The organism is Tessaracoccus terricola (assembly GCF_054776555.1).
Genome location: NZ_BAAHBS010000005.1, coordinates 539,052 through 564,823, shown reverse-complemented (window position 1 = coordinate 564,823; position 25,772 = coordinate 539,052). Strand labels below are relative to the sequence as shown.

Annotated in this window: 24 protein-coding genes; 16 read left to right on the top strand and 8 right to left on the bottom strand. The window is 70.5% G+C overall.

The window, feature by feature from the left end; all coding sequences use genetic code 11:
* The first annotated feature begins 39 nt into the window (after positions 1–39).
* The 14 genes from ACYU7G_RS12505 to ACYU7G_RS12440 all read left to right on the top strand — a co-directional run bounded on the left by ACYU7G_RS12505 (position 40) and on the right by ACYU7G_RS12440 (position 15,648).
* The gene (locus ACYU7G_RS12505; RefSeq protein WP_461108292.1) at positions 40–2,007 is read left to right on the top strand and encodes a hypothetical protein; all 1,968 of its coding nucleotides are present in this window, start codon (positions 40–42) and stop codon (positions 2,005–2,007) included.
* Between the two features lie 10 nt (positions 2,008–2,017).
* A complete protein-coding gene (locus ACYU7G_RS12500) occupies positions 2,018–3,403 on the top strand; it encodes a hypothetical protein (RefSeq protein ID WP_461108290.1) in 1,386 nt (461 codons plus the stop codon).
* Complete coding sequence (locus ACYU7G_RS12495; RefSeq protein ID WP_461108288.1) at positions 3,400–4,341, top strand: hypothetical protein; 942 nt, start codon at positions 3,400–3,402, stop codon at positions 4,339–4,341. Before ACYU7G_RS12500 ends, ACYU7G_RS12495 begins: the two co-directional genes overlap by 4 nt.
* Positions 4,334–5,185 carry a hypothetical protein gene (locus tag ACYU7G_RS12490; RefSeq protein ID WP_461108286.1) on the top strand — a complete coding sequence of 284 codons (852 nt, stop codon included), beginning with the start codon at positions 4,334–4,336 and terminating at the stop codon, positions 5,183–5,185. Before ACYU7G_RS12495 ends, ACYU7G_RS12490 begins: the two co-directional genes overlap by 8 nt.
* On the top strand, positions 5,169–6,611 hold the full coding sequence (locus ACYU7G_RS12485; RefSeq protein WP_461108284.1) for an ATP-binding cassette domain-containing protein: 1,443 nt from the start codon (positions 5,169–5,171) through the stop codon (positions 6,609–6,611). The genes ACYU7G_RS12490 and ACYU7G_RS12485 overlap by 17 nt, the downstream gene beginning before the upstream one ends.
* A complete protein-coding gene (locus tag ACYU7G_RS12480; RefSeq protein ID WP_461108282.1) occupies positions 6,608–7,483 on the top strand; it encodes a hypothetical protein in 876 nt (291 codons plus the stop codon). The genes ACYU7G_RS12485 and ACYU7G_RS12480 overlap by 4 nt, the downstream gene beginning before the upstream one ends.
* Positions 7,405–8,487, top strand: a complete 1,083-nt coding sequence (locus tag ACYU7G_RS12475) for an AAA family ATPase (protein WP_461109581.1) — start codon at positions 7,405–7,407, stop codon at positions 8,485–8,487. The genes ACYU7G_RS12480 and ACYU7G_RS12475 overlap by 79 nt, the downstream gene beginning before the upstream one ends.
* 1 nt (position 8,488) lies before the next feature.
* Complete coding sequence (locus ACYU7G_RS12470; protein ID WP_461108280.1) at positions 8,489–9,373, top strand: DUF58 domain-containing protein; 885 nt, start codon at positions 8,489–8,491, stop codon at positions 9,371–9,373.
* Positions 9,360–9,830 (top strand): hypothetical protein, encoded by a 471-nt coding sequence (locus tag ACYU7G_RS12465; RefSeq protein ID WP_461108278.1) that lies wholly within the window; start codon positions 9,360–9,362, stop codon positions 9,828–9,830. Before ACYU7G_RS12470 ends, ACYU7G_RS12465 begins: the two co-directional genes overlap by 14 nt.
* Complete coding sequence (locus ACYU7G_RS12460) at positions 9,821–10,789, top strand: vWA domain-containing protein (RefSeq protein ID WP_461108276.1); 969 nt, start codon at positions 9,821–9,823, stop codon at positions 10,787–10,789. The genes ACYU7G_RS12465 and ACYU7G_RS12460 overlap by 10 nt, the downstream gene beginning before the upstream one ends.
* Entirely contained in the window at positions 10,786–11,733 is a 948-nt protein-coding gene (locus ACYU7G_RS12455) for a vWA domain-containing protein (RefSeq protein ID WP_461108274.1), read from the top strand. The genes ACYU7G_RS12460 and ACYU7G_RS12455 overlap by 4 nt, the downstream gene beginning before the upstream one ends.
* The gene (locus ACYU7G_RS12450; protein ID WP_461108272.1) at positions 11,730–12,410 is read left to right on the top strand and encodes a hypothetical protein; all 681 of its coding nucleotides are present in this window, start codon (positions 11,730–11,732) and stop codon (positions 12,408–12,410) included. Before ACYU7G_RS12455 ends, ACYU7G_RS12450 begins: the two co-directional genes overlap by 4 nt.
* 119 nt (positions 12,411–12,529) lie before the next feature.
* Positions 12,530–15,028: a hypothetical protein gene (locus ACYU7G_RS12445; RefSeq protein WP_461108270.1), complete on the top strand. Its 2,499-nt coding sequence runs from the start codon at positions 12,530–12,532 to the stop codon at positions 15,026–15,028.
* Positions 15,025–15,648, top strand: coding sequence for a hypothetical protein (locus ACYU7G_RS12440; protein ID WP_461108268.1), 624 nt, complete (start codon positions 15,025–15,027; stop codon positions 15,646–15,648). Before ACYU7G_RS12445 ends, ACYU7G_RS12440 begins: the two co-directional genes overlap by 4 nt.
* On the opposite strand, the gene ACYU7G_RS12435 is transcribed toward ACYU7G_RS12440, so the two are convergent.
* Genes ACYU7G_RS12435 through ACYU7G_RS12415 form a run of 5 tightly spaced genes read right to left on the bottom strand, consistent with a single transcriptional unit; the run spans position 15,624 to position 20,357 of the window.
* Positions 15,624–16,352, bottom strand: coding sequence for an ABC transporter ATP-binding protein (locus ACYU7G_RS12435; RefSeq protein WP_461108266.1), 729 nt, complete (start codon positions 16,350–16,352; stop codon positions 15,624–15,626). The genes ACYU7G_RS12440 and ACYU7G_RS12435 overlap by 25 nt on opposite strands.
* Positions 16,345–17,124, bottom strand: coding sequence for an ABC transporter ATP-binding protein (locus ACYU7G_RS12430; RefSeq protein ID WP_461108264.1), 780 nt, complete (start codon positions 17,122–17,124; stop codon positions 16,345–16,347). Before ACYU7G_RS12430 ends, ACYU7G_RS12435 begins: the two co-directional genes overlap by 8 nt.
* Positions 17,121–18,260: a branched-chain amino acid ABC transporter permease gene (locus ACYU7G_RS12425; RefSeq protein WP_461108262.1), complete on the bottom strand. Its 1,140-nt coding sequence runs from the start codon at positions 18,258–18,260 to the stop codon at positions 17,121–17,123. The genes ACYU7G_RS12430 and ACYU7G_RS12425 overlap by 4 nt, the downstream gene beginning before the upstream one ends.
* Complete coding sequence (locus ACYU7G_RS12420; RefSeq protein ID WP_461108259.1) at positions 18,244–19,122, bottom strand: branched-chain amino acid ABC transporter permease; 879 nt, start codon at positions 19,120–19,122, stop codon at positions 18,244–18,246. The genes ACYU7G_RS12425 and ACYU7G_RS12420 overlap by 17 nt, the downstream gene beginning before the upstream one ends.
* The gene (locus ACYU7G_RS12415) at positions 19,122–20,357 is read right to left on the bottom strand and encodes an amino acid ABC transporter substrate-binding protein (RefSeq protein WP_461108257.1); all 1,236 of its coding nucleotides are present in this window, start codon (positions 20,355–20,357) and stop codon (positions 19,122–19,124) included. Before ACYU7G_RS12415 ends, ACYU7G_RS12420 begins: the two co-directional genes overlap by 1 nt.
* A gap of 107 nt (positions 20,358–20,464) precedes the next feature.
* Between ACYU7G_RS12415 and ACYU7G_RS12410 the strand changes: the two genes are divergently transcribed.
* Positions 20,465–21,493 (top strand): LacI family DNA-binding transcriptional regulator, encoded by a 1,029-nt coding sequence (locus ACYU7G_RS12410; RefSeq protein WP_461108255.1) that lies wholly within the window; start codon positions 20,465–20,467, stop codon positions 21,491–21,493.
* A gap of 16 nt (positions 21,494–21,509) precedes the next feature.
* Here ACYU7G_RS12410 and ACYU7G_RS12405 read toward each other — a convergent pair whose 3' ends face one another.
* From ACYU7G_RS12405 to guaB, 3 genes are read right to left on the bottom strand one after another with little or no spacing between them, the layout of a single operon-like run.
* A complete protein-coding gene (locus ACYU7G_RS12405; protein WP_461108253.1) occupies positions 21,510–21,812 on the bottom strand; it encodes a chorismate mutase in 303 nt (100 codons plus the stop codon).
* Positions 21,813–21,815: 3 nt separating this feature from the next.
* A complete protein-coding gene (locus tag ACYU7G_RS12400; protein WP_461108251.1) occupies positions 21,816–22,919 on the bottom strand; it encodes a GuaB3 family IMP dehydrogenase-related protein in 1,104 nt (367 codons plus the stop codon).
* Positions 22,920–22,941: 22 nt separating this feature from the next.
* Positions 22,942–24,456, bottom strand: coding sequence for an IMP dehydrogenase (gene guaB / locus ACYU7G_RS12395; RefSeq protein WP_461108249.1), 1,515 nt, complete (start codon positions 24,454–24,456; stop codon positions 22,942–22,944).
* 193 nt (positions 24,457–24,649) lie between these two features.
* Here guaB and ACYU7G_RS12390 point away from each other — a divergent pair, with 193 nt between their 5' ends.
* Positions 24,650–25,732, top strand: coding sequence for a branched-chain amino acid aminotransferase (locus ACYU7G_RS12390; protein ID WP_461108247.1), 1,083 nt, complete (start codon positions 24,650–24,652; stop codon positions 25,730–25,732).
* Positions 25,733–25,772 lie beyond the last annotated feature (40 nt).

The following is a 25,772-nucleotide window of genomic DNA, read 5'->3' as shown; positions in this document are numbered from 1 at the left end:
ATCCCCACACGTGGGCCTCCATCGCGAAAGGCCCTTCACGTGTCCTTCCGGAAACCCCTGGTCGCCGCCCTGGTGGCTCTCGTACTGGCGGTCACCTCTGCGCTAGCGCTGGGAACAGCGCGCGCCGACGAGCCCACCCCCGTCGAGGAGAGCGTCACGCTGGCGGCCGACTGGATCAAGCAGCAGTGGGACGACGGTTCCTATTCACGCACGGACATCGGCCTCGTGGCCGACGGCATCATCGCCCTGGCCTCCGCAGACGTGCACCACGGCACCATCGACGAGATGCTCCACGTGATGCGCACCGGCGGCCCCGGCTACGTGACCACCCAGACCGGCGCACTGGCGAAGGTGATCATGGCCGCGGACATCGGGGGCATCGAGGATCCGGCCCACTTCTTCGGCGAGGACCGCGACCTGGTGCAGGAGCTGCTGGACGCCGTCGCGGCGAAGAGCAAGATCTTCTCCTGGGGCTCCTACCTCTCCCTGATCGCACTGACCCGCCTCGACGTCGAGATCCCGCCCGAGGACTTCACGTACCTGATGGACCAGATGTTCCAGAGCGAGACCCACGGCGGGTTCGGCTGGAGCGCAGACCCACGCTCGGGTGACCCGGACTACACGGGGCTGGGGATCACGGCGCTCAACCTGGTTGCGGAGCGCACCGACGACGCCACCATCCGTTCCGAGGCCGAGCGGCGCCTGGGACTCGGTATCGACTGGACCCAGGATCGCGCCAACCAGCGAGTTGACGCATCCGGCAACCACTACTGGGCCACGTACTCCTCGGCCAATTCCACCGGCATGGTGGCCGGGGCACTGGCCGAGGCGGGCGTGAACATCGAATCACCGCAGGCCTACCTGATGGCCCAGCAGGCGCTCACCACCAGCGGCGCGGCCTGGTCCAACGTCCCCGACGGCACCGTTGACGACGTCCGCGCCACCACGCAGGCCATCTTTGCCCTCACCGGGAAGTCCTACGGACACGCCCAGCGCTCCACCACCGCCGAGCCCACCCCCGGCCCGGCCCCCTCGACCCCAACGCCGGTGCCCGCCAAGTCGCGCGACGGCTGGTGCAAGGCGGACGAGGGGCTGAGCGTGGTGGTGCACTGGGGCTACGGCGGCGCGGAGGTCCCCGGGTCCCCCACGGTCACCCAGAAGGGCAACCAGGACTACATCGTGCGCTGCGTGACCCTCACCAGCGACGTCACCCCGGACGGCGGGCTGACCTGGCCGCTCGAACTCGCTGGAATCGAGCACACCAGCATCAGCGGCGGGTCCCTGATCGCCACGGTCAACGGCGTCGGGTACCCGGCGGATCTGGACAACGACTGGTGGTTCCTGTCGGTCAGCTCCGGTGTCGGCCAGTGGCAGTCCGAATACGCACCCGTCTGGAGTGAGCACGACTTCGTCTCCTACACCCTGCAGGGCGACCTCACCGGTCCCCCGCCGGTGCTCCCCCGCTACTCGGACTCGGGCACTCAGTCTCCGAAGCCTCCCACCCCCTCATCAAAGCCCACGAAGCCAACGGCCTCACCGAAACCGCCGACGAAGCCCTCCCCCACGCCCACCCCAACCGAGACGCCGTTCGACCTGTACACCACGCCGGGCTACCACGACGTGAACGGCCGCCGCTGGTTCACCAAGTGCGAGCCCTACTCGACCACCGAGCGCTGCGAGACGGTGATCTGGGGCACCGCCGTCACCTTCGACGGCACCAAGTTCACCAGCACCAACAAGTGGGTCTTCAACAACCTCACCTACAAGCCCTCGCCCCGCTCCATCTGGGCCACCAACCCGCTGGGCAAGCACAATGCACCGGCGGGCTGGACCGCTAAGGACGGCCGTCGCTGGTACACCGAGTGCGACACGACCACCACCGGCCGGAACGGTTGCCGCAGTTACATCTGGGCCACCTACTACGGAAACGTGGCGGGCACCGGCGAGCCGATCCGCCTCGGCCAGATCGACGGCTGGGTGTTCAACAACATGGTCCGCTTCAGCTGACCGGAGCTGCATGGCATCCCGCACTCGCCCACGATTCAGCACGGGCGCCACGGCACTGGCCGTCGCGCTCGTGCTGGGCGTGGTGGGCGCCGGGTGGCTGCGGCTCCCACAGGCTGCTGCAGAGCCGACGGAGCAGACCACCCAACTCTGCCGCGGCGCCTCCCAGTGCCGGATCTTGTGGCAAGGAGGCACGCCTGATTTCCTGAGCTCCCAGACCAAGCAGGTCCTCCTCCAGGGCAATCCAGGGGCCACCGTGCAACTGGCGATGTACGAGATCTTGTTCGAGGACGGTCAGGTGGTGGGCATCAGCCAGTACCGCACCACCGATGACATCACGATCGGCGATGACGGCTACTCCCCCTCGGTCACCGAGTTCAACGCGATCGATCCGGACACCCAGCCCAAGAGCGGATACGGACTCGTGAGCGTCGCGGACCTCCCGCCAGACACCACCGACTTCTCGCAGCTCTTCGGCGAGGTGTATCCGATGGCGCATGCCATTCCGTTCGTGCTGGGCGAGGGCCTGGACGAGGGTGCCATCCCGGGCGCGGAGGCCACTGTCACCTTCCTTGGCGGTGCCCCGACGGTGGAGTACCAGCTCGAGTTCCGCCCCTCCCCGGATGCGGCCTGGGAGGTGGTCTCCCACGAGCCGGTACGTGCCAGCGCTCCCCCGGACTGGGAGAGAACCATCACCTACACAGTCCCGCAACCCACGACTGAGGGCTCGTTCCAGCTGGTCCCCAGTGATGCGGACATGCCGAGGTCGCCATGGGATGTAACGATCACCGAGGAGGGCAGTTCCACCCCCAACCAGCCAAGGCCCAATGCTCCAGAGGTGGGCGTCCCAGTCTGGCCCGAACCCGAGCCCACAAATACCGACGGACCCTCCGAGGATCCTGATCCGAGCGGGGAACCGGAACCGACGGCGAGTCCCGACCCCACCGAGGAGCCCGAGCCAAGCGAGCCCGGCGACCCGGCCCCGACTCCGTCGTCGCCCGATCCGACGACGTCGCAGCCGGACCCGACGCCACGTCCGACTCCCCCGGCCACCAGCCGTCCCCGTCCCACCACTCCGACGACGACGCCCACCACCCCGCCGTCGGCCCAGCCCACTCAGCCCTCGGAGCCAGCCCCCGAGCCGCCCTCGGCAGCACCCACTCCCACCCCCGAACCGACGCAGTTCGGCTCCGCGCCTCCCGAGCCAGAGGAGCGGGTGCGGACGCAGGAGCAGGCCGAGCGGGTCACGGATGCCGCCTCGGGCGCGGCCACCGCTCCGCGCTGGAGCGGCGCCCTGGTAGGCGGACTGGCCACCGCAGCCATGGCTGGCGCCGCAGTCTGGCTGTGGCGCTCCCGGCGCGAGGCAGCCTCGATCCTTTCTCGATGGGAGGACGAGTGAGACGGGCCCTCCGAACGACGCGGGCACTGGTAGCAGCAGCCCTGGCCGCGGCAGCTCTGGCGGCACTCCCGCAACAGGGGTTTGCCGATCCCACGGAGCAGGCGCACCAGCTCTGCGACGGCGCGGCCCAGTGCCGGATCGACGTCGCCTCGGACACAATGCGCGAGGGCGCCCCCACCCCCGTCAGCGTGGTGGGTAACCCGAACGTGCGCGTGGAGGTGGTGGCCTACCTGGTGGTGACCGATGCCGAGGGTGCGTTCGCGGGGCTCGAGCAGGTGGCGAGCACCGGGGAGTTGTTCACCTCCAGCAGCGGGATCGCACAGGGTGAGCTGGGAATCGCCGCCATCGAAACCGAACACCCGGGAGGCCTCGCAGTGGTGGGGACCGCGGGGATGGAGGACCTGGACACCTCGCTGGTCGGGACCATCCTGCCCTTCGGCACCCGCCGCCCGGCGGTGCTGGGCGACGGCTACGCCACTCAGAAGCCGGCTGGCGCAGCCCTGGAGTTGCACCACACGGGATCCATCCCCGGTTCCTGGTTCACCGTCGAATACCTTGCTGACGACGGGCTTTGGCAGGACGTCACCGCAGCCGACGGCGTCGCCTCCGGCCCGGCCGACCAGATATCCAGCACCACCTACTTCATGCCCCAGGGGCTGAAGGCGGAGCCGTACCCGTTCCGGCTGGTCAACCAGACCGCCGGCCTGGTGGTCTCGGAGTGGGAGGCCATCCCCACCGCCGACGGCGTGCCGCAGCAACGCCGCCAGCCGGTGGGCGTCGAGTCCCTCGGCGCAGCACCGCCGCCTGCCGCAGCCGAACACCCCGTTGGAACGGTGCGCACCGTCTCGGTGGTGGTGGCAGCGGCTGGGCTGCTCGTGGTGGCGGCGGGCATCCCCATCGCCAACCGCTCGGCGAAGCTCAGGAGGGGAGATGCCTGAGTCCAATCCGCTGGTCTGGCTCTGGTTGGGCGTCGCGTTGGCCACGATCATCCTCGGCACCGGAAATCCCGTCCTGCTGGTGGCCACCGTGGTGGCGTTGGTGATGACCGGAGCCGCGGCGGGCGGCCCGAGGCGGGCGGCCTTCCGGCTCGCAGTCTCTGCCGGCATCACCCTGGCAGTGCTCTGGGCCGCCCTCACGCTGGTGCTGGCCGGGGACCACGGCGGCACCCTGTTGTGGCAGCGCCCGGCCTGGGCCGCGACGAACGGGATCGCCCTGGGTGGGCCGCTGACCATCACGGGGCTCACCGACGGCGTGGTCGGCGCCATGCGTGCCGTCGCCGTCGTGCTGGTGCTGGGGGTCCTCGGACAGGTGGTAGGGGGTGCCCGCTGGCACGCGCTGGCCGCCAGCCTGCTGGGCGGACTGGCCCCGCTGGTTGCCCCGATCTGCCGCCTTGGCGATGCCGCGGCGGCCACCGAGGTGGAGGTGGCCCGGGCGCGAACGCACGGCCGCCGGACCGGCGGCATGCTGCGGTCCGGGTTGCTGCGACGGGCGGCGGAGTTGGCCGAGCTCGAACCGGCGCCCCGCGCGCAGGTGCTCCGGGTGGGCCCGCACGACGTGCCCGCAGTGCTCGCCGCCGCCGTCCTGACCGGATGCTGGCTGTTGCGCACCAGCCTGGTACTGCCGTCGGAGCTGGAGCCCGCGCCGGGCACCTGGGGCCTGGTCCCGCTCCCCCTGGTGGCGACGGTGCTGACAGTCCCGCTCGCGGTGATGGTTGCCGTCAGTCTGACGGGCCGCCGGGACCGCGCCCAGCCGAAGGAGGTGGCGCATGATCAAGTCGGTTGACTTCTCCTGCTCGCTCCCCGGCCGAGGGGTGGTGCTGCGGGACCTGACGTTCAGCCTCGCCGAGGGGATCACCGCCGTCGTCGGGCTCACCGGCGCCGGGAGCAGCACGCTGTTGAACGCCATTGCGGGACAGCTGCCGGCAGGGTCGGCCGTGAAGGGCCGGCTGCACGTGTCCGGCATCGCCGCCACCCGCGCGACGCCGGGCGAACTGGCACGTCGTGTGCGGCTGGTCTCCCCCACCCGACTGGGCGCGGGCACGGTGGCCGAGCTGCTGGCGACATGGCAGCCGGAGGCGAGGGTCCCCGACGCACTCGCCGAGTTCGGGCTGGAGCGGTGGCGCGACCGCCTGGTCGCGACGCTGCCGCCCGATGCCCGCTCCGCCCTCTGCCTGGCGCAGCTGCGGCACGCCCGGCTGCCGGGGGTGGTGGCGATCGACCAGGTGCTGACGCCGTGCGGGCCAGCCCTGCGTGAGGAGTTCCTCGCCGAGGCGCGCAGGCTCGCCGACGCCGGCCGGTGCGTGCTGTGGGCGGACCACGGCATTGACGAGCTGTGGGAGGTGGCCGACGGCTTCCTGGAGCTGAGCCGCGGCGAGCTGGCCGCCCACCAGCCTGCCGGGGACTGGCGGCCGCTCACGGTGCGGGAACCAGTACTGCTGACTATGGCTCGCGCGCTCGGGCTGCCCGCCCTCCAGCACCGCACCCCGGAGACCATGCGCCAAGCAGCCCAGCAGGTCCTACCGGTCGCCGCACCGAGGCGTGGCAGCCACGAACCCCTGCTGGATGCCATCCGCGTCAGGCACTCGGCGCTCGGGCTGGAGGGCGACGGCGAACTGCAGCTGGGCCAACACGAGACGCTGGGCATCATTCGGCTCGACGGCCGGGGCGAGGACGTCGCCCGTCGCCTCGTGCAGGCCCTCCGAGGTGCCCGGCAGCTGCCCTCCACGCTGCCCTCCGACGTGCCCACGGGTGAGCTAGCCCGTGGGTGGGAGAAGGCCGTGGGCCTGTCCCCCGGATCAGTCCTCGACGCCTCTGGGGCAGCAGCGCTCCGGCCGGAACGGACCCTCGCACGCCACGGCTCCGGCGACGTCGCGAACCTCCGCACGGCGATGGCCGCCGGCTGCCCCGTGGCGCTGTGGCTCCCCCATCCACAGGCCATGCTGGACTCAAGGCGCACGGCCGAGTTCGCCCACCAGTTGCGGCGGCCACAACCTGCGCCCAGGCTGCTCACGTCCCGGGACCACGACTTCCTGCTCGCGGCCTGCCACCGGCTCCTGGTCTGCGACGGCAACCGGGTGGCGGCGCTGGGCACGCCCGAGGCGGTGGCCCGCCACATCCCCCAGCCGCCGCTGCTCGCCCGCGCCACCGGCTCCGACGTCGTCGCCCTGGAGCAGCTGCTGCCGTCGCTGGCCGAGGTGGTGCCGCTATGAGCCGCAGGGACATCTGGCGGGTGCAGGGCACCACTTCCGGGGTGCTGTCACCACTGGCGATGATCATCTGGCTGCTCGCCGGCGCAGCCTGGCTCTGCTGGCCCATCTGGTCCTCGGCCAACGCACCAACCCGCCCTCAGCAGGAGGAGCTCACCGGGTGGGTGCTGGCCGCGCTCGGTTCGCTGGCGCTCGTGCTGGGCTGGAGCATCTGGCTCGACGCCCGGCGCAGGCTCGCAGCCCTGGCACCCGTGGTGCTCCTGGCCTCGGCAACCGTCGCCGCCAGGTTCCTGCTGGGCACCGGCGTCACCGGCGTGGAGCCGGTGTTCGCCGGCCCCCTGCTGGCGGGCATGGTTCTGGGTGCACCGGCCGGCTTCCTGACCGGGCTGGTGGCCTGCGCCGCGTCAGCCGTCGCCTCGGGCACCGTCGATGCCCCACTGCCCGGGCAGCTCCTGGTGTGGGGTCTGTGGGGCCTCCTCGGGGGGCTGCTGCGCCGGGTCCCGGACGTGCCCGCTTGGTTGCTGGCCACGGCAATGAGCGTGCCGATGGGGGTGTTCTCCGGGCTGCTGCTGAACCTCACCGGTTGGGCCGTCGAGGAGTCGGTCCGGGTGGGGGCCAGCATCCCCGGGGCGGGACCGCTGGACCAGCTCAGGGCCTTGTGGGCCTACAGCGCAGACACCTCTCTGGCGGTGGACACCACCCGCGGCGCCACCGTCGCGCTGCTGCTGCTGTGCCTCGGCCTGCCGCTGCTGCGAGCGCTCCGGCAGGCCTGGGCCCCGGTCCCCGACACCACGGGCTGGGAGCTCGAACCCGAACCACTCAACCCCTCGGCGCTGAGGCGCCGCCACACCGAACTACGAGGAGAAGCCGAATGAGCAGTCCTGACAGCACCACACCATCGGGGATCGACGCCGAGGAGCTGGGCTGGGCGCGGGAGACCGTCGCCCGGATGGAGGCGTACTTCGCAGCCACCGTCGTGGGGCAGAAGAAGCTCCGCACGGCACTGCTGGCGGCGCTGCTGGGCCGGGGCCACGTGCTGCTGGAGTCGGTCCCCGGCCTCGCCAAAACCCTGGCCGCGAGCACAGTGGCCAGCTCGGTCTCTGGCAGCTTCGCCCGCATCCAGTGCACCCCTGACCTGCTGCCCAGCGACATCGTCGGCACCCAGGTGTTCGATCCCAGCACCGTCGAGTTCCGCACCGAGCTGGGCCCGGTGCACGCCAACTTCGTCCTCCTCGACGAGGTCAACCGGGCCAGCGCCAAGACCCAGTCCGCGATGCTCGAGGCCATGCAGGAGCGGCAGACCACCATCGGCGGGCAGGCGTACCCGCTACCGGACCCGTTCCTGGTGATGGCCACGCAGAACCCGATCGAGGAGGAGGGCACCTACGTCCTCCCCCACGCCCAGCTGGACCGGTTCCTGCTGAAGGAGGTCATCGACTACCCCACGCCCGAGGAGGAGTTGGAGATCCTCGGCCGCACGGACCGGATCGACCTGCAGACGCAGCCGGATCCCGACACCACGCCCGCCGACGTGCTCCGGCTGCAGCAGTTGGTGCGTCGGGTCCACGTGGACCCGGCTGTCAAGCGGTTCATCGTCGAGGTGGTGGGCATCACCCGGGACCCGGCGGCTCACCTGCCCTCGGAGCAGGCCCGGTTGATCGAGCTCGGCTCCAGTCCTCGGGGCACCATCGCCTTCCTGAACGCCTCCCGCGCCCTTGCCCTGATGGCCGGCCGGGACCACGTGGTGCCCGACGACGTGGTGGCCCTGCGCCACCCCGTGATGAGGCACCGCATCCTGCTCACCTTCGAGGCCATGGCGCAGCGCACGGACCCGGACGAGCTGATCGACCTGGTCTTCGAGCAGGTTCCCACCCCCTGACATGGCCAGGGTTCCCAGGATCCAGACAGCGTTGGCGCTCCGGATGCGCCGACGCACCGTCGGTCTGCGCGGCGGTATCCACGCCTCCACGCAGGTGGGCCACAGCATGGACTTCAACGACCTGCGCGCCTACGTCGTCGGTGACCCGGTCGCCGACATCGACTGGCGCACGTCCGCCAGGCACGGCTCCCTGCTGGTGAAGCGGCACTTCGCGGAGCGTCGGGTCACGCTGATGCTGGTGGTGGCCACCGGGCGGGACCTGGCCGCGCTGGCCCGGCCGGGCATCCCCAAGAGCGACGTGGCCATCGAGGCGGCCGGGACGCTCGGCGCCCTGGCCACCGCCCACGGTGACCTGGTGGGGATGGCCTGGTGGGACGGTGCCCGCGCCCGCGTGGAGCGACCCTCCAACCGCGACGTCGAGCTGGAGCGGATGCTGGCCAGCATCGAGGAGGCGAGCCTGCCCACCACGGCCCCCGCGGACCTCACCGCCCTCCTGGAGGCAACCGCCTCCGCCACCCGCCGCCGCGGGTTGGTGGCGGTGGTGTGCGACGGTGGCGACCTGGACGCCCCCACACTCGCGGTGCTGCGGCGACTGGCCGCGCAGCACGAAGTCATGGTGGTCACGGTCACCGACCTGGACCCCACCGCGCCGGGGGTTGCCGAGCGGGGGGTCCACGCCGTCGGCACCACTGCTGCGCTGGAGCCGTCCTTCCTGACCGACCCCGAGCTGGCCGCCGAGATCAACCAGGACCGTGCCCGGCGCACCGCGGCGCGCAACTCGACGTTGGCGGCCCTGGGAATCGGGCACGTCGAGGTGGGCACGCCCGCCGAGGCCCTGCCTGCGGTGCTGGAACTGGTGAGGGGGAGCTCGCGTGTCCGACGATGACCTGCTGTACCCGCCGGTGGCCCCCGACCCGATGTGGTGGGCACTGGTGGCGGGCCTGCTCCTGGCCGCCGTCGCCCTGGTGGTGGTTGCCCTCGTGCTCCGCGCCCGGTCACGGCGGCCTGCGCCCCGGGTCCCCACCGTGGCCGGCCTCCGCCAACAGAGCCTCGCCGCCATCGACGCCGCCCTGGCCGCCCACGACGCCGGCAGTGCCTCGGCCACCGAGACCTGCCAGGAACTGAGCCGGCTCGTGCGCTCGTTCACGGGGCAGGCCGGCGACGGTGACGCTGACTTCTCCACGGCCGCCCAACTGCGCCTGGCCGCCCTGGCCGACCACCGGCTCGAACCCACGGCCCGGTTCACCGCGGAGATCCGGGCCGCCTGTTTCTCCCCCAGCGCGAACCCGGACGTGGCCGGCTTCGCGGAACGGGCACGCGAGGTGGTGGCGGCATGGAGGTGATGCTGCCCTGGCTCGGGGTCCTCGCGGTGGTGGCGCTCCTCCTCGCCGGCGTGGCAGCGGTTGTGCGGGGGCGGGGTCGACGCCTCCCCGCCACTTCCCTGCCGGCCTCGCACCTGGACCGGGTCCGCAGCCTTCCCCGCTACCAGCACCTGGCCCGGCAACAGGTGCGGGCGCTGGCGCTGGGGCTGGTGGGGACGGTGGTGTTCGGGCTCGGCGTGGCGCTGCTGGTGGCGCAGCCCGTCCGGGCCACCATGGACTCCGGGACTGCCCGCAACCGTGACATCGTGCTCTGCCTGGACGTCTCGGGCTCGATGGCCGCCACCAACCATGCCGTGGTGGCCTCCTACCTGGAGCTGGCCGAGGAGCTCGACGGGGAGCGGATCGGGCTCGTGGTGTTCGACGCGGCCGCGGTCACGGTGTTCCCCCTGACCGACGACGCGGACTTCATCCACGAGCACGTCTCCGGCATCGCGCAACAGCTGGGTCAGGTGGTGCCGGGCACCCAGCTCGACGGGCTCGGCACCTCCCTGATCGGCGACGGGCTCGCCAGCTGCGTGCAGCGGTTCGACCGCGTGGAGACCAGCAGGTCCCGCACCATCGTGCTGGCAACGGACAACCAGGTCTCCGGCACGCCCCTGTTCACCCTGGCCCAGGCCGCCCGGCAGGCGCGGTCCGCCGGGATCATGGTGTTCGGAATCGTGCCCGCGGACAATAGCGCCGCAGCCACCAACGAGCTGGGCGACGTCGTCCGGCGCACCGGCGGCGACCTCCTCCTGCTGACCCCCGACGGCGCGGACACCACCGCGGTGGAGCAGGCCGTGCGGGCCCAGGAACGGGTGGGGCTGGAGTCCGGGCCGCGCACACGGCTGGCGGAGTTCGCCCTCCCCGGCGCCGCGACCTGCGTCACCGGGCTGGCCCTGCTGCTGGCCTCCCGGCTCGTCGGCAGGAGGCGCGCATGACCATGGCACCCATCTGGCCCATCCTGGCGGCGGTGTTGCTGCTGCTCGCACTGTGGGGCATCACGACGCACCGGCACCGGGCGTGGCGCCGCGCGTCTACCTGGCGCCGGTTGGCCATGCTGCTGCTGGTGGCCGTGGTGGGCCTCCAGCTCCAGCAACCCGAGTCCAGTTCCCCACCGCCCGCGGGGACCGACATCGTGCTGGTGGTGGACCGCACCACCTCGATGGGCGCCCTCGACTACGCGGGCCTGCAGCCCCGGATGGAGGGCGTGGCCGTGGATGTCGCCGCCCTCACCAGGGCGCACCCGGGTGCCCGCTACACCGTCGTGACCACCGACAACCAGGCCCGGGTGGCGCTGCCGTGGTCCACCGACCCCGCCGCCCTCCGGACCCTCGCGGAGACCATGGGCTGGCGGGAGGCCGCCCTCGGTTCCGGCAGTGACGTCACCGCGGGCGCGGACCTCGCCCTCGAGATGCTCCAGGACTCCGCCACGGCCCGCCCTGAGGCGACCCGCTACCTGGTCTACCTCGGCGACGGCGAGCAGACCGGCCCGGAGCAGTCGAACAGCTTCGCCCCCGCCGGGGAACTGGTCACGGACGCCCTGGTGCTCGGCTACGGCACCACCACGGGCGGCCAGATGGCCCAGCACCCCGGCACCGACGAGCTGGTGCTGGCCGACGGCGAACCCGCCATTTCCAGGATGGACCCCACCCGGTTGCAGCAGATCGCAGACGAGCTGGGCGGTACGTTCCGGGCCCGAACCGGCCCCGGCGGCCTCAGCTTCTGGCCGGGCGCGCCGGAGGCGAGCGTGGAGCAAGCCACCGGGGGCGCGGTGGTCAGCGTGACCTGGCTGGCGGCCCTGGCGCTCCTCCCGCTCGCGTGCTGGGAACTGTGGCACGCCACGGCCGTCCTGGCCGCCGCCCGAAAGGAACTGGTGCGATGAGGACCCGTCAATCACCTCGCCGGCCCGGGGTGCCGGTCTGGCTGCCCGTCACCGCCGCCGTGCTGGTGGTGCTGGCCGGCTGGTTGGGGACCCAGCTGGTGGTGGTGCAGCTCGGGAACCGGGCGTGGGAGTCCGGTGATCCCGCACTGGCCGAGCAGCGCTACTCCACGGCCGTCGACGTGCTCGCCGTGAAGCGGTGGATCGCACCGTTCAACCGGGGCGTGGCCCGCCACGGCCTGGAACGCCACGCAGAGGCTGCCGCGGACTTCGCGGCGGCGGCCGAGCTGGCGCCGTCGGAGCACCAGTGCATGGTGAGGCTGAACTGGGCCTGGACCCTGGAGGCCGACGCCGACTCCCGCGCGGGCAAGGACGCGCAGGCGGCGCGCACCCGCTACCTGGAGGCAGACGCCGTGCTGGCCGCGGCGGACTGCCCCGACGAGTCACCCAGCCAGGACGGCTCACAGTCCCAGCAGGAGCAACTGGAGGCCACCCGGGAGCGGCTGGAGGCGAAGCGCACGGGCAACCCGCCACCTGCCGACGACAAGCCCGATCCCAGCTCCGACGGCACCCGCGAGCAGGAACTGCAGGAGCGGCAGCGACAGGCGCAGCGCGAGTTCCGGGAGGCGGGAGAGGACCGCGATTCCGAGCCCCCCGGAGACGGGAGGCGAACGTGGTGACCTCCCTTCATCGTGCCAGCCGCTCTCCCCCACCAGATCGGCGGTCCACACCCAACCATCCAGACCTGACAACCAACCCAACACCAACAGAAAGGGCTGCCTTGAGAACCAGGAAAGCCTTGCTCGCCATCCTCACAGCATTCGTGATGGCCGTCGTCGGAGGGCTGGCATCCGTGCCCGCACAGGCCGATACCGCAACCCAACAGAGCGTCGCCAAGGCGGCGGACTGGATCAAACAACAATGGGACACCGGCAACTACGTCACCTCCGACGGCGGTGGCCTGTCCGATTTCGTGCTGGCCCTGTCGTCGGCAGACCTGCACCACGACACCATCGCGGAGATGGTGGGCGCGCTGCATGACCAGGGTCCCGCCTACTTCGACGTCAACCCCACCACCACTCGGATCGACGCCATGGCCAAGGTGGCCCTCGCGCTCGACGCCGCCGGTGTGGACCCTGCCAACTTCTGGGAGGGCCGCGACATCGTTGCGGAGCTCCTGGCCTGGGCTGCGAACCATCGCGAACCGGTGGCGGGCATGACCGGTCGGTGGCAGGCCTGGGGCCACCACCTGAGCGTGATTGCGCTGCTGCGTCTCGACGCGGACCTGCCGGAGCAGGACCTGGCGTGGCTCACCGACCAGATCCTGCGCAACCAGGGCACCCACGGCGGTTTCGGCTGGACGGCGAATCCTGCCACGGGGGACCCGGACTACACCGGGTTGGCGATCTCCGCACTACTGCTCACCGCGGAGAACTCCTCCGGCGACCTCCAGGCCAGGGCCCAGGCGGCGCTCGAGGCGGCCATCGGCTGGGCACAGCACAGCGACAACCAGAGGGTTGACGAGTTCGGCAACCAGTACTGGGCCACGTACTCATCGGCCAACGCAGCAGGCATTCTGGGCGGGGCACTCAGCGAGGCGGGCCAGGACATCGGTTCCACGCAGGCGTACCTGGTCTCCCAGCAGGGGCTCACAGCAAGCGGTGTGGCCTGGTCCAACACCCACAATGGAACCAGGGACAACCTGATGGCCACCCTGCAGGCCATCTTTGGTGTGACCGGCAAGTCCTACGCCCACGCCCGGGTGACGGCCCAGCCCGAACCTGCACCGACGGTGACGGTCACAGTCACTGCGGAGCCCACCAGCACCCCCACCGTGACCGAGACCGTCACCGTGGAGCCCACCAGCACCCCGACCGTCACGGAGACCGTCACCACGCCGGGAACGCTGCCGAAGACCCTCGAGGGCGTCTGTGACTCCCCCACCGACGGCGTGAGCGTCGTCATCGACTTCGGCGACAAGACCCCTGAGGGACAGGACCAGGTCATCGCCGGCTGCGCCGAGGGTGAGCAGGTCGACGGCTTCGACGCCCTGGCCAACGCCGGGTTCGCCATCAACGAGGGTGCCGACGGGGCCTACCCCGGCACGGTCTGCACGATTGATCGGGTCCCGTCCGGGGGCTACCCGGAGTGCTGGTTCGTGGGCTACTGGTCCTACTGGCACGCCGAGCCCGGCGGCCTGTGGGAGTACTCCCAGCTGGGCGTCGGCAACCGCACCCCGGCCGTCGGATCCGTGGAGGGTTGGCGCTGGGTGGACCTGTCCGACCTGATGAGCCCGCCCGAGCTGGGGCCGACGTTCGTGGACGGCGTCGACGTCACCGCCCCGGTGCTCGAGATCCAGAGCGCACCGCCTGCCCTCGTGGAGGGCACGTCGGCCACCGTGACCTTCGGCGTTGATGACCTGGGCGCAACGCTGGAGTGCCGGCTGGACCAGACCGACTGGGCCGAGTGCCCCGAGCCGTCGGGCTGGGACGCCTCCACCTTCACCTACACGGTGGCGGACCTCACCCCCGGTGACCACGTGATCTCCATCCGGGCCACCGACGTCTGGAACAACGCGTCGGTGACCAACCTGCGGTTCAAGCAGGGCACCCCCGAGCCGACGCCGACGATCACCGAGACCGTGACGGCCGAGCCCACGTCCACCCCGACTGTCACGGAGATCATCACCGCGGAGCCGACGGCCACCCCGACTGTCACCGAGACCGTAACGGCGGACCCGACGGCCACCCCGACTGTCACCGAGACCGTAACGGCGGACCCGACGGCCACCCCGACTGTCACCGAGACCGTAACGGCGGACCCGACCTCCACCCCAACGGTGACCCGCACCGTCACCTCCGAGCCCAGCGCGGGCCCTGTGGACCTCTACACCACGGTGGGGACGCACTACGTCAACGGCAGGTTCTGGCACACCACGTGTGAGCCGTACTCGCAGGTGCAGCGTTGCCGCACGGAGATCTGGGGATCCAGCGTCACCTTGGTCGACGGCAGCTTCGTCCAGACCACGGGTTGGGTGTTCAACAACCTGACCTACACGGCCGGTCCGCGCAGCCTGTGGGCGAACAACCCGCTCGGCAACCACAACGCCCCGCAGGGCTGGACCGCCGATGACGGACGCCGCTGGTACACCGAGTGCGACACTGCGGCCACCGGCCGGGGCGGGTGCCGCAGCTACATCTGGGCCACCGTCCACGGCAACGTCGCGCCTGAGGGCGAGGCCGTGCGGTTCGGTCAGGTCAGCGGTTGGCAGTTCAACAACATGGTCCGGTTCCAGTGACCCACGGCCGCCTGCTGCTCCGCGTCGTCCTGTTCGGGTGGCTGGTGCTGGCACCCGCCCTGGCGGCCGGGGCGGACGGCGGCGGCCACGACGTCGAGTCCTGCACCAGCACCGGCCAGGTGTGGCTGCTGGTGCAGGACGAGACCGGCCGGGTGCTGGCGAACCAGTGCGTGGGGACCCCCGCCTCGGGCGCAGCCGCGCTCCGGGCGGGGGGCCTGGACTTCGAGACCTCCCGCGGCGGCGTGATCTGTTCCGTGGCGGGCAATCCGGCGGAGTGTCCGCGACGGTTCACCGGTCAGTTCTGGCAATACTGGCACTCCGAGCCTGCCGGCCCCTGGGTCTTCGCGGACAAGGGCCCAACCAACCGGACGCCCAGGCCGGGTTCCCTGGAGGGTTGGTGCTACAACACCACCGACGAGCGCCGGTGCACGCTGCCAGAGCCGGGCGCCGTCGCGGACCTGGGAGTCACCACCAACCCACCGGTCAGCGGGTCGGCCTCCGGTTCCCCGGTGGCCCTGATCGCTACGGTGACGGTGCTCGCGGCCGGCGGTGTCGGGTTCTGGCTATGGAACCGTCGCCGCCGGCACCCCGAGGATCAGTGGGGTCTACCCCCCAGGTAGAGCTCACCCAGCTTCGGGTCCGCCAACAGCTCGGCGGCGGGCCCGCTGATGTGCACGCGGCCCAGGTCCAGCACCAGCCCGATGTCAGAGATCTCCAGTGCTCGTCGGGCGTTCTGCTCCACCACCAGCACCGCGGTTCCGGCGTCGCGCATCCGCACGATCTGTTCGAAGATCACCCCGGTGGCCTTCGGGTCCAGTCCCATCGACGGCTCGTCGAGCAGGATGACCTTCGGCTCCACCATGAGCGAGCGTGCGAACTCCACCTGCTTCTGCTGGCCGCCCGAGAGCGCGCCGGCGAGTGAGTTCCAACGGTCCGCCACGAGCGGGAACAGCTCCTTGACGTAGTCGAGTCGCTCGCTCACGAACTTGTGGTCGCGCACCGAGAAGGCGCCCAGTTGGACGTTCTCCCCCACCGTCATCTCGCGGAACACGCTGTGGCCCTGGATGACGTGCGACAGGCCACTGGCCAGCATCTGCTGCGGACCCTGCCCCGTCACGTCGACGCCGTCCACGACGATCTCGCCCGAGCGTGGCACCAGCATTCCGGAGGCCACCTTCAACACCGTGGACTTGCCGGCACCGTTGGGACCCACCAGGCACACGATCTTCGAGGCAGGGACCTTGACGCTCAGCCCACGCAGCACCAGCGCGGCCCTGCCGTAGCCCGCCTGGATGTCATTCATCTCCAGCAAGTAATCAGACACCGAGGTACGCCTCCAGTACTGCTTGGTCGTTGCGCACCAGGTCCGGCGGACCAGCTGCGATCGGCGCTCCCCTGTCCAGCACGACGACGTGGTCGCTCAGGGACATCACCAATTCCATGTTGTGCTCGACGACGATGAAGGTGCGTCCCTCTGCGTTGAGCTCCCGGATCAGGACGGCGATCCTGTCGATGAGCGCCGGGTTCACACCGCCGGCGGGCTCGTCGAGCATGATCGTCTCCGGATCGGTCATCAGCACCCCTGCGAGTTCCAGGAGCTTCTGCTGGCCGTAGGAGATGTCGCGGGCCTCGGAGTTCTCGAGGTGGTCGATGCCCACCCTGGTGAGGAGGTCCCTGGCCTTCGCGAGGTCCTGCCGCTTGCGCCCGGAGGTGATGAAGTCCACGACCCCACGCGGCCGGACACCGGCCAGCATGTTCTCGAGCACCGTCATGCGCGGGAAGATGCGGCACAGCTGGAAGCTGCGTCCCATCCCCGCCGCCGCCACCCGGTTCGCGGGCTTGCCCGTGATGTCGTGGCCGCGGTAGGAGACCCGGCCCTCGTCGGGCTTGATCATGCCGGTGACGCAGTTGAAGAACGTCGTCTTGCCGGAGCCGTTCGGCCCGATCAGGGCGTTGATCCGGCCGTGCAGGAAGTCCACGGAGGCACCGTTGACGGCGTGCACCCCACCGAAGGACTTGCGCAGGTCTCGCACGGAGAGGCCGACCTCGCCGCCCGGATCCACCGCCACGCGTGATGATTGTGTGGTCTGGCTCACTTGGCACCTCCCTGGGGTGTCGGGTTCTCTTCGCCGGCGGCCCGGCCGGCCGCCGCCTCTGCCTCCGAGCGCCGGCGTTCGGCCAGTTCCTCGGCGGTCTCCTCCCGGATCGAGGTGGCATCGGGACGCAGCCGGTTCAGCTGCGCGGCCACCGTCGGGATGATCCCCTCGGGCATCACCAGCACCACGACGACGAGCAGCAGGCCGAGCGCGACGAGGTGGAACTGGGTGTCGCCGTACTGGGCCTTGAAGAACTCCAGCCCGACACCCACGACGATCGCTCCCAGCAACGGTCCGAACAGCGACCGGATGCCACCCAGGAGGGACATCAGGATCATGTAGGAGCCGATCAGGATGGAGAACTGGAAGATCGGGTCCAGGAAGCCGAACCAGAGGGCGTAGAGACCACCGGCCAGGGCGGTGAAGAAGGCCGAGATGGCGTAGACCCCGAGCTTGTAGTTGAACGTCGAGATGCCCAGGCTCTGGGCCTTGTCCTCGTCCTCCCGGATGGCACGCAGGCCCGAGCCGAACCGGGACCGGTCGATGGCCCACCACAGCACCAGCATCACCACGAGCAGCGCGATGTGCAGGTAGTAGAACCGGATGTGCTGCTCCGGGCGCAGGACCTCCGGCCCGAACGGCCGGGGGACCCGGAGCCCGTTCGAGCCGCCGGTCAGGGACGACCAGCTCTGGAACACCAGCAGCAGGATCAGCACCAGCGCCAGCGAGACGATCACGTAGGACGCGCCCCGCACCCGCAACGACGCGAAGCCGAGCGGGATGGAGATCACGGCCACCAGGACCGCGCCGACGAACAGGGCGATCCAGGGCGGCACCCCCTGATTGATGATCAGGAGCGCGGTGGCGTAGCCGCCCAGGCCGGTGTAGCTGGCGTGTCCGAGTGACATGTAGCCGGTGAAGCCGCCGGAGAAGTTCCAGCCGGTGGCGAAGCAGGCGTAACTCATGACGACGACCGCCACGGACATGATGAAGGAGTTCACCCCGAGCAGCGGGAAGCCGAGGAGTGCGACCGCGAGGAGGGCCACCAGGGCGACCTTGCCGAGCTGCAGACGACGGTCGAGCCGCTCGGTCGAGACTGCTGCGGGGATGGTCAGGGTGTCAGAATCGCTTCGCAAGACGACCTCCGAAGAATCCGTTGGGGCGGAACACCAGGGTGATGAAGAGCACGGCGTAGAAGACCGTCTGCGCCCAGGTGGTTCCGAGGGGGATCTGCAGCAGCGACTGCGAGATGCCGAGGACCATTGCCGCGATCGCGGCACCGGGGATGCTGCCCAGGCCGCCGACGACGATGATCGCCATCAGCGGGCCGATCCAGTGCCAGTGCAGCGACGGGTAGATCGTCGCGTCCAGGGAGAGCGCCGTGCCGCCGACCGCAGCGGTCGCCAGGCCCAGGCCGAAGCCGAAGCCGGCGGCACGGGAGGTGTTGATGCCGACCAGTTCCGCCGCCTCCTTGTGCTGGATCGTGGCGCGCAGCGCCTGCCCGAACCGGGTGTGGCGCATGACCACGAACAGCAGGGTGAGGGCGACGACGGCCAGCGCGAACGCGATCAGCTTCACCGTCGCGATGCGCGCGCCGAGGAACTCGATGCTCGAGGCTGCGTACGACAGTGGAATCCTGCGCTGGGTGCCGGTGAAGGCGAACCCCAGCAGGCCCTCGATCACCAGCGCCACGCCGAAGGTCAGCAGCACCGACATCATGGTGAGCGTGGCGGGCTTCAGCCGCGAGAGCAGGAACTTCTGCAGGCCCCAGCCGATGAAGAAGAACAGGGGAACGGTGACCAGCATGGACAGCAGGGGATCCAGCCCGGTGGTCAGGTTGAACCACCAGGCCAGGTACGCGGCGAGGATTAGGAAGGCCGAGTGGGCCAGCATCACAACCCTCATGACGCCGAAGTACAGGGTGAGCCCGGCGGCCAGCAACGCGTACAGGCCGCCGAGCAGGATCCCGAGTACGAGACTCTGGAAGAGGAGTTCCATCACCACTCCGGCTTGGGGTAGATCAGCTCCGCCTCGGCGGCGTCCTCGGGCAGGACGATCTTGATCTCACCATCGACGTACTGCTGGATCAGGTGGGCGGACTGGGGCCGGCCCTCTGCGTCCCAGCTGAGGGGACCCACCACGGTGTTGACCTCGTTGGTGCGCAGCCAGTCGATCAGCTGCTGCTGGCACTCGGGGTCCGCGCTGGCGCAGCCCACGGCCTCGACCGCGGCAGCCACCACCTCGCCGGTGGTCCATGCGTTCGCCTCGTCCTCTGCCGGGTCCTCGCCGTGGATGCCGTTGTAGAACTCCACGAAGGTCTGGTTCTCCGGGTAGGAGGCCAGGGGGGTGTATCCGGTCGGAGCCAGGATCCCCTCGGCCGCTTCGCCGAAGGTGGTCTTGAACTCCGGGTTGGTCGGAGCCGTGGAGAAGGCGGCCAGCTTGGGCTGGTAGTCCAGCTGCTGCAGCGCGATGATCAGGTTCACCGCGTCCTGGTACTGGGTTCCGCCCACGACGATTTCAGCGCCGCTGGCCTCGATCTGCGCGGCGATCGAGGAGAAGTCCGTGGTGTTGGGCGGGTAGACCTCGTCGACCACGATCTCCACACCCATCTCGGCCAGCCGGTCCCGCAGGCCGTAGGCGGTGCCCTGTGCGAACGGGTCGTCCATCGACGCGATGGCCGCGGTCTGCGGCCGCTCGTCCTCGGGCAGCGACTCGAGGTGGTCGGCCAGGTGGTTGTAGTGGTCCTGCGCGATCGCCGGTGCGGCGTAGAAGAGGTTGTCGAAGCCCTGGGTGAAGATCTCGGCGGCTGCGCCGGCGGGCTCGACGAACAGGAAGCCGTAGTCCTGGGCCACCTGCGCGGCCGGGACCACCAGACGGGTGGAGAACGGACCGAAGACCAGGTCCACGCCGTCCTCGTTGATCAGCTTCTCGTAGTCCGAGGCCACGCGGTCCGCGTTGGACTGGTCGTCGAGGATGAGCAGCTCCACCTGTCGGCCGAGCAGGCCCCCGTTCTCGTTGACGTAGTCGGCCCACGCCTCGTAGCCCCGCTCGACGCCCTTGCCGGGCTCCGAGAAGTCACCGGTCAGCGGCAGCGAGATGCCGATCTTGATGGGTCCGGTCGCCTCCTCACCCTCTCCCTGGGCGCCATCTTCGCCGCCGCCGCTGCAGGCGCCGAGCGCCAGCATGCTCACGGCTGCACTGGCTGCAACGAGTTTCCGGATACTTCTGGTCATGCGTTCCTCCTTGAACGTAAGCGCTTACGTAACGCGTCCGGCCATACTAGGCAGATGAGCTCGACGACGGCAAGCGTTTTCCGGATTATTATCACGTGGGTCCAGTGGTGACCGGCCCGCGCCGCCCGCGATTGGTCGACGTCGCCCGGACGGCCGGCGTGTCCACCGCCACCGTCTCGCGCGCCCTCACGGGTCGCCCCGGTGTGGGCCCGGAGCTCGCCCGGAGGATCCGGCAAGTGGCCGAGGACCTGGGCTACGTCGTCAACGAGCAGGCACGTTCCCTGGCCTCGGGCCGCTCCAACACCGTCGGCCTGCTCGTGCACGAGATCGGGGACCCCTACTTCTCCGAGATCGCCAGTGGGGTCATGGACGAGGCCGCGCGGGCCGGGGTCTCGGTCCACCTCGCCAACACCGGGCGCGACCCGGCCTCCGAGGTGGAGCAGGCCAAACTCCTGATCTCCGGCGGGGTGCGGGCCGTCGTCGTCGCCGGTTCCGGGCTCGACGGGCAGGACTACCACCCCGGCCTCGGTGCCGCCCTCGAACGATTCCAAGGCCTGGGCGGCATCGTCTCACTGATCGGACGCCACCACTTCCCGGCCGCCAGCGTCCGGCCGGACAACGTGGCGGCCGGCAGGACCCTGGGTGAACACCTTGTGGGGCTGGGACACAGCCGCATCGGACTGGTGCGCGGCAACCGCGACCTGACGGCCATCACGGACCGGATGGCCGGGCTCGGGGAGTCGCTGGGGCGGGCGGGCATCGCGATGGAGGCGCTGCCCACACGGTGCGCGCCGTTCCACCGGGAGGGCGGTCACGAGGCCACGCTCGCACTGCTGCGCGACCACCCCGAGGTGACCGCCGTCGTGGCGCTGAACGACGCGATGGCGGTCGGCGCGATCGCCGCTCTTCGGGAGCTCGGGTTGCGGGTGCCCCAGGACGTGTCGGTGGTGGGCTTCAACGACATCGCTGTCGCGCAGGACCTCTCCCCCGCCCTCACCACCGTGCGGCTGGGCCTGGGCGAACTGGGCCGCGTCGCACTGCGCAACGCCCTGGCCCCCGTCGAGGATCCGCCACTGGAGGTGTGGCTGGGACACGAACTGATGGTCCGGGCATCGACCGCTCCCCCGCGCGCGTGACGAAGCCGGCCGCGCCTCAGTCCCGTTGCTCCTGGGCGATCTGCTCGTGGTGCCGGACCACCTCGGCGACGATGAAGTTCTGGAACTTCTCCGCCAGCTCGGGGTCCAGTTCAGCGTCCACGGCCAACGCCCGTAGGCGACGGATCTGCGCCGCCTCCCGCTCCGGATCGGCCGGCGGCAGGCCCGCCGCCGCCTTCAACCGTCCCACACGTTGGGTCACCTTGAAGCGCTCGGCCAACAGGTGCACGAGTGCGGAGTCCATGTTGTCGATGCTGCCGCGCATCTCCGCCAGCGCCTTCAGCGCCTCTTCCCGGTCCATGGCTCAGTGGACGAGCAGGTCGATGCGCTGGAAGGACTTGACGTCGGTGTAGCCGGTCAGGGCCATGGCCTTGCGCAAGCCACCGACGAGGTTCATGGTTCCGTCCGGCACGTGCGAGGGGCCGCTTACGACCTCCTCGAAGGAGCCGACCTGGTCGAAGAAGACCCGCTCGCCGCGGGGCAGCTTCTCGTGCCAGGCCTCGGGGCCCCAGTGCCAGCCGCGCCCGGGGGCCTCCGTGGCGCGGGCCAGGGGCGAGCCCACCATGACGGCGTCGGCCCCGCAGGCGATGGCCTTGGCGATGTCGCCGGAGCGGCCGACCGCACCGTCGGCGATCAGGTGGACGTATCGACCGCCGGACTCCTCGAGGTAGTCACGACGGGCTTCGGCGAGGTCGGCGACGGCCGATGCCATGGGGACCTCGATGCCGAGCACCGATCGGGTGGTGTGGGTCGCCCCGCCGCCGAAGCCGACCAGCACACCGGCGGCGCCTGCGCGCATCAGGTGCAGGCCCATCCGGTAGGTGGCGCAGCCCCCCACCAGCACGGGCGTGTCCAGCCGGTAGATGAACTCCTTGAGGTTCAGCGAGTCGTCCCCGCTGTCGACGTGCTCGGCCGAGACGGTGGTGCCGCGGATCACGAAGAAGTCCATGGGGGAACGCTCGATGACGTCGGCGAACTGCTGGGTCCTGGCCGGGGACAGCGCACCCGCCACGGGCACTCCCGCCTCGCGGATCTCGGTGAGCCGCTGCTCGATCAGCTCGGGCTTGATGGGCTCGGCGTAGATCTGCTGCATGCGGCGGGTGGCGGTGACCTGGTCCATGGTGGCGGTCAGCTGCTCGTACTGCGGGGTGGGGTCCTCGTAGCGGGTCCACAGCCCTTCGAGGTTGAGGACGCCGAGCCCGCCCAGCTGCCCCATGCGGATGGCGGTGGCCGGGGACATCACCGAGTCCATCGGCGCGGCCACGATCGGCGCGTCGAACGTGACTGCGTCGATGCGCCACGAGAGGTCCACCTCGGACTCGCTGCGGGTGCGGCGGGCCGGGGCGATGGCGACGTCGTCGAAGCTGTAGGCGCGGTTGACGCCCTTGCTGCGTCCAAACTCGTACATGCGGAAGATCTCTCCTGGTTGGTCAGCGCGACCAGTAGTTGGGCGCCTCGGCGGTCAGCTGGATGTCGTGCGGATGGGATTCTCGCAGACCTGCGGCCGTGATGCGGACGAATCGGCCACGCTCCTGCAGTTCGGGCACGGTCCGGGCACCGGAGTAGAACATCGCCTGGCGGACGCCGCCGACGAGCTGGTAGGCGACGGCGGCGAGCGGGCCACGGTAGGCCACCTGGCCCTCGATGCCCTCGGGGATCAGCTTGTCGTCGCTTCTGACGTCGCCCTGGAAGTAGCGGTCCTTGGAGTAGGAGGCCTTGCGGCCGCGGGCGGCCATCGCGCCGAGGGAGCCCATTCCGCGGTAGCTCTTGAACTGCTTGCCGTTGATGAACACCAGTTCACCGGGGCTCTCCTCGCAGCCCGCCAGGAGCGAGCCGAGCATCACGGAGCTGGCGCCGGCCACCAGGGCCTTGGCGATGTCTCCGGAGTACTGGAGGCCGCCGTCGCCGATCAGCGGGACTCCCGCGGGCTTGCAGGCGCGGGCCGCGTCGTGGATGGCGGTGATCTGCGGGACACCGACGCCGGCGACCACGCGGGTGGTGCAGATGGATCCCGGGCCGACGCCCACCTTGACACCGTCGACCCCGGCCTCCACCAGGGCACGGGCGCCCTCGTAGGTGGCGACGTTGCCGCCGATGATGTCGACGTCCTTGGCCAGCGGTTCCGCCTTGAGGCGGCGGATCATGTCCACGACGCCGCGGCTGTGGCCATGGGCGGTGTCCACGATGATGGCGTCGACGCCCTCCTCCACGAGGGCCATGGCGCGCTCCCAGGAGTCACCGAAGAAGCCGATGCCGGCACCCACGCGCAGGCGGCCGGAGGGGTCCTTGGTGGCGTTGGGGTACTGGTCCGCCTTGACGAAGTCCTTGAGGGTGATCAGGCCCGTGAGCCGTCCGGAACCGTCGACGATCGGCAGCTTCTCGATCTTGTGCTTGGCCAGCAGGCCCATGGCGTCGGCGTTCGAGATGCCCTCGGGGGCGGTGACCAGCGGCTGCTTGGTCATGACCTCGGCGACGCGGCGTTCGCCGTCGGTCTCGAACCGGAGGTCACGGTTGGTGATGATGCCCACCAGGGCTCCGTCGGCGTCCACGACCGGCACGCCGGAGATCCGGTAGGTGGCGCACAGCTCGTCCACCTCGCGCAGGGTGGCCTCGGGGCCGATGGTGATGGGGTCGAGGACCATGCCGGCCTCGGAACGCTTGACCTGGTCCACCATGTGCGCCTGGTCCTCGATGGACATGTTGCGGTGGAGGATCCCCATGCCGCCCTCGCGCGCCATCGAGATGGCCATGCGCGTCTCGGTGACGGTGTCCATGGCGGCACTCACGAGCGGGATGTTCAGCGTGATCCGCTTGCTCAGCTGGGTCTGCGTTTGCGCCTCCGAGGGGATCACGTCGGATTCGTTCGGCTGCAGCAGTACGTCGTCAAAAGTGAGCCCGAGAGCCTCGAAGGGGCCTGGGACTCCGGAGCCAGTGAGTGCGGACAAAGTGTGGGTCTCCTCCCGAGTCGGACCTGCCCGAGTCTACCCCGCTCGAACGGGCTCTCCGACCACGCTCGCTACCAGGTGAAACCCCCGGTCCGCCGACGGTCGCCCGCTCCCGGTCGCGTTCGGGACCGGGACACGGCAAGCTACGTCCCAGGCGCCGACCACGACGTCGTCGGAGCGGAGGAAGGCACGCATGACCACATTCACCATCGAGCGCGGAACCGAGCGCAGCGCGGAGGAGCGGGAGGCAATCCTGGCCGATCCCGGTTTCGGCAGCAGGTTCAGCGACCACATGTCGCGCGTCGACTGGACCCTCGAACAGGGCTGGCAGGGACACCGCGTGGAGGCGTACGCGCCGTTCGTGCTGGACCCGGCCAGCGCGGTGCTCCACTACGCCCAGGAAGCCTTCGAGGGCCTCAAGGCCTACGGGCACGCCGACGGGTCCGTGTGGCGGTTCCGGGCCGAGGTGAACGCCGAGCGGTTCCAGCGTTCCTGTCGCCGTCTGGGTCTGCCCGAACTGCCGGTGGACGACTTCCTCGGGAGCGTCGACGAGCTGGTCCGGGCCGACGCCGACTGGCTCCCCCGCGGCGCGGAGCAGAGCCTCTACCTGCGCCCGTTCATGTTCGCCTCGAGCCCCTTCCTGGCGGTCAAGCCGTCCACCAGGGTCACCTACGCCGTGATCGCCAGCCCGTCCGGCGCCTACTTCGGTGGCAGTGGCGTCCAGCCCGTGGACATCTGGTTCACCCGCGACTACAGCCGGGCCGCTCCCGGCGGCACCGGCTTCGCCAAGTGCGGCGGCAACTACGCCGCCTCGATGCTGGCCCAGCAGGTGGCGGAGGCCAACGGCTGCTCCCAGGTGGGCTTCGTCGACGCCACCGAGCAGTCCTACGTGGAGGAACTCGGCGGCATGAACCTGTTCGTGGTGACCGCCGACGGCGCCCTCACCACTCCCGCGCTCACCGACACCATCCTCGAGGGCGTCACCCGCTCCGCCGTGCTGCAGCTGGCCCGGGACCGCGGACTCCCCGTGGAGGAGCGACGCATCACGCTCGACGAGCTCTACGACGGCATCGACGAGGGCTCCGTGACCGAGGTGTTCGCCTGCGGCACCGCGGCAGTCATCACGCCCGTGGCGTCGTTGAAGGACTCGGCCGGCGAGCACGTGGTGGGCGGCCGCGAACCGGGACGGGTGACCCTGGACCTGCGCCGCGAGCTCACCGAGATCCAGTACGGCCTGCGCCCCGACCCGCACGACTGGATGCACCGGATCATCTGAGTCCTGGCACGCAGAAAGGGCCCCACCTCGCGGTGGGGCC

What these genes read in the sequence shown, in the direction of transcription:
- ACYU7G_RS12490 (WP_461108286.1), top strand. Translation starts at nt 4,334, where the DNA reads ATGCCTGAGTCCAATCCGCTGGTCTGGCTCTGGTTGGGCGTCGCGTTG.
- ACYU7G_RS12485 (WP_461108284.1), top strand. Translation starts at nt 5,169, where the DNA reads ATGATCAAGTCGGTTGACTTCTCCTGCTCGCTCCCCGGCCGAGGGGTG.
- ACYU7G_RS12415 (WP_461108257.1), bottom strand. Translation starts at nt 20,357, where the DNA reads ATGACCAGAAGTATCCGGAAACTCGTTGCAGCCAGTGCAGCCGTGAGC.
- ACYU7G_RS12500 (WP_461108290.1), top strand. Translation starts at nt 2,018, where the DNA reads ATGGCATCCCGCACTCGCCCACGATTCAGCACGGGCGCCACGGCACTG.
- ACYU7G_RS12400 (WP_461108251.1), bottom strand. Translation starts at nt 22,919, where the DNA reads ATGTACGAGTTTGGACGCAGCAAGGGCGTCAACCGCGCCTACAGCTTC.
- ACYU7G_RS12420 (WP_461108259.1), bottom strand. Translation starts at nt 19,122, where the DNA reads ATGGAACTCCTCTTCCAGAGTCTCGTACTCGGGATCCTGCTCGGCGGC.
- ACYU7G_RS12405 (WP_461108253.1), bottom strand. Translation starts at nt 21,812, where the DNA reads ATGGACCGGGAAGAGGCGCTGAAGGCGCTGGCGGAGATGCGCGGCAGC.
- ACYU7G_RS12460 (WP_461108276.1), top strand. Translation starts at nt 9,821, where the DNA reads ATGGAGGTGATGCTGCCCTGGCTCGGGGTCCTCGCGGTGGTGGCGCTC.
- ACYU7G_RS12390 (WP_461108247.1), top strand. Translation starts at nt 24,650, where the DNA reads ATGACCACATTCACCATCGAGCGCGGAACCGAGCGCAGCGCGGAGGAG.
- ACYU7G_RS12480 (WP_461108282.1), top strand. Translation starts at nt 6,608, where the DNA reads ATGAGCCGCAGGGACATCTGGCGGGTGCAGGGCACCACTTCCGGGGTG.
- ACYU7G_RS12470 (WP_461108280.1), top strand. Translation starts at nt 8,489, where the DNA reads ATGGCCAGGGTTCCCAGGATCCAGACAGCGTTGGCGCTCCGGATGCGC.
- ACYU7G_RS12450 (WP_461108272.1), top strand. Translation starts at nt 11,730, where the DNA reads ATGAGGACCCGTCAATCACCTCGCCGGCCCGGGGTGCCGGTCTGGCTG.
- ACYU7G_RS12455 (WP_461108274.1), top strand. Translation starts at nt 10,786, where the DNA reads ATGACCATGGCACCCATCTGGCCCATCCTGGCGGCGGTGTTGCTGCTG.